At 39.1% G+C, this 2,795-nt stretch carries 2 protein-coding genes; both read left to right on the forward strand.

Translation table 11 applies throughout. The features are described 5' to 3' along the window. Positions 1-53 precede the first annotated feature (53 nt). Complete coding sequence (locus HWX04_RS07970; protein ID WP_175869592.1) at positions 54-947, forward strand: DUF7146 domain-containing protein; 894 nt, start codon at positions 54-56, stop codon at positions 945-947. Beyond that, positions 948-2,573 carry a YfjI family protein gene (locus HWX04_RS07975; protein WP_175869593.1) on the forward strand — a complete coding sequence of 542 codons (1,626 nt, stop codon included), beginning with the start codon at positions 948-950 and terminating at the stop codon, positions 2,571-2,573. Positions 2,574-2,795: the final 222 nt, after the last annotated feature.

The following is a 2,795-nucleotide window of genomic DNA, read 5'->3' on the forward strand; positions in this document are numbered from 1 at the left end:
AAGTTAATGGATAGCAGAATCCGTCCTATGATGCAATATTATAGGATCACAAAATGTCTTCTTATATCAATGCTCGGGGCATTACAAATGCATTACGTGGAGTTTGGCATGGGGATTATGGACTTGCCCGTTGCCCTGCTCATGATGATCAATTGCCTAGCTTATCTCTTTCTAATGGACATGATGGGCCCCTTTTACTCACTTGTTATGCTGGYTGYTCTTTTAGAGAGATCATACAAGCGCTTAGAAGAATTGGCTTGCTGGGGAAACAAGCCTTTTTTGATAAAGCTTATGATCAYACGCTTTCTTTCTCAAAACAGKTKTGTGCTGATCTYAAACGAGCAAAACAGAAAGCARAAARAGCAAAAGAGATTTGGCAACAAAGCCAACCGATTAAAAAYWCYTTAGCAGAAACCTATTTACGCATGCGGGGGATCACATGTGAATTRCCTRCTGATTTACGCTTTCACGACAACTGTCCACACCCCTTGGGAATGACACTGCCCGCGTTGGTAGCTCTTGTTAAGGGGGCTGGCTCTTTTGCCATTCATAGGACCTTTTTAAAAGCCAATGGCTGCAAAACAGACCAGAAACCAGCAAAAGCCATGTTGGGGTCTGTCATGGGCGGTGCTGTGCATTTAAGTCAAGACAATCCCAAACATCTGGTTATTTGTGAAGGCATTGAAACGGGGCTGGCGCTGCTGTCTGGATTGTTATCAGAGCCCGTTAATTTATGGGCGTCTCTTTCCACCAGTGGCATGATGCGTGTGAATTTACCCCCGATAAAAGGACGTCTGACAATCGCAATGGATGGGGATGATGCGGGTCGTAAAGCAGGTTTTAACCTCGCTGCGCGGGCTTATAGACAAGGCTTTGATATCTTCATGATGCAAGCTCCTAACACTTTAGATTTCAATGACTTTTTAATCTTGAAAGGTTATAAATAAATGATAAAGGATAAAAACAATATTATAGACAGCAATAACCGAAATGTTTTTTCCAATGATAACGATAATGCCTCTTTAAACGATGATGTTTGTTTAAAAGCTATTCCTTATGAACAAGCCTTGCAACAAAATGGTTGGGGGGAATTAAAACCCATTGGTACGGCTCTTTTACCCGTCGAACCTTTTAAAATATACCTGCTCCCAACACCATTAATAAACTATGTCTATGACGTTGCTGATATGCAACAATCTTCTATCGATTTTGTGGCTATCTCTGCTTTATGTGGCTTAGCTGCTGTCATTGGAAATGGCGTGCGTATTGCCCCAAAACAACATGCTAATTGGACAATTGTTCCTAATCTCTGGGGCGCTATTGTGGGGCAACCTTCAACCATGAAAACACCTACCATGAAAGCTGCTTTAGCCCCTCTCTATGCTTTTCAAGAAGAATGGCATCAAGAATGGATAAAGCAGAAAAAAAGCCAAGAAACAAAAGATATTCTGATTGAATTAGACAAAAGAGAAAAGAAAAAACAAGCCTACAAAGCACTCAAAGATCAAGACGAGGAACAAGCCCTTGCTCTTCTTTCTCAATCTTTTGAACACAAAGAAACTGATGATGATGACACGCTCAATAAACGACGTCTTATTGTCAACGATGTCACGGTCGAAAAGCTTGGGGAACTCTTAAAAGAAAACCCCCGTGGTCTCTTAATGGTCCGTGATGAATTATCTGGTTTTTTAGCCAATTTAGAGAGAAAGGAATATCAAACAGACCGTTCTTTCTATTTAACAGCTTTTAATGGAGATGATCAATTTACCTATGACCGTATAGAGCGTGGAACCATTTTTATTCCCAATGCAACCCTTTCCGTCATTGGGGGCATTCAACCCTCTCGAATTATTCCACTCATTCAAGCTATGCACTATGGAATAAACGATGACGGCTTATTGCAACGGTTTCAAATGCTGGTCTTTCCCGATGAACGAAAAGAGCGTGACTGGGTTGATAGACCGCCCAATCAAAAGGCATGGGAAATTTATCAAGAGGTCTTTCGTTCTCTTTACGATAAACCTTTAGGATCTCCAAAACACCCTATGATCATGCGTTTTTCTGCTGATGCTCAAGAGATCTTTCGTGAATGGTGGGAAAAGTTTCAAAAAACAATCAAAGGGGGAAATTTCTCTACAAATTTACAATCATATCTTTTGAAAATGGATAAAACCATAGCAAGCCTTGCGTTGATTTTTGAACTATGTGAAGGGGGGCGTTTTGAAATCAATAGAGATGCCCTTGAGAGAGCCTTGTGTTGGGAAAAATATCTGATAAGTCACGCAAAACGTCTTTATGCGGCGGGGGATACATTGACAGCAGAGCGTGCAAAATTGATTGTCGAACGCTGTGATTGTTTATCCGATGTCTTTACTTTACGTGATGTTCATCAAAAAAGTTGGAGTTCTTTAAAAGACAATCAAGCCGTTAAGCAAGCTTTAGAGCTTTTATGCCGTTATAACTATATTCGTGAAATAGCAAGTGATCATAGCTCTAAAAGCGGTCGACCTACTATACGCTATGAATGGCATCCTTTAGTGAAAAGTGATAAGACATCACAATGGGCAATCTGAAAATCTTATAAAACACTAAACTTTATAACCTTTATTTGTGTCATGAACCTTCAAAGTCTTTTTATCTCTTAGTTTTGAGGTTTTTGAAGATTTTGAGGGTTCTTTTTACACCCCCTTATATATTTTTTTTAAATCAAAAAATAAAAGTTATTATATTTCAAATGATTAATTTTTATCAAGTTTAAAAATAACAACCTATAGTGATATTATAAAGATATAGAT

This window comes from Bartonella gabonensis (assembly GCF_903679515.1).
In the GTDB taxonomy this organism is placed as follows: Bacteria; Pseudomonadota; Alphaproteobacteria; order Rhizobiales; family Rhizobiaceae; genus Bartonella; species Bartonella gabonensis.

Bases quoted from the DNA above. Each gene is read 5' to 3' on its own strand.
- HWX04_RS07975 (WP_175869593.1), top strand. From the start codon at position 948: ATGATAAAGGATAAAAACAATATTATAGACAGCAATAACCGAAATGTT.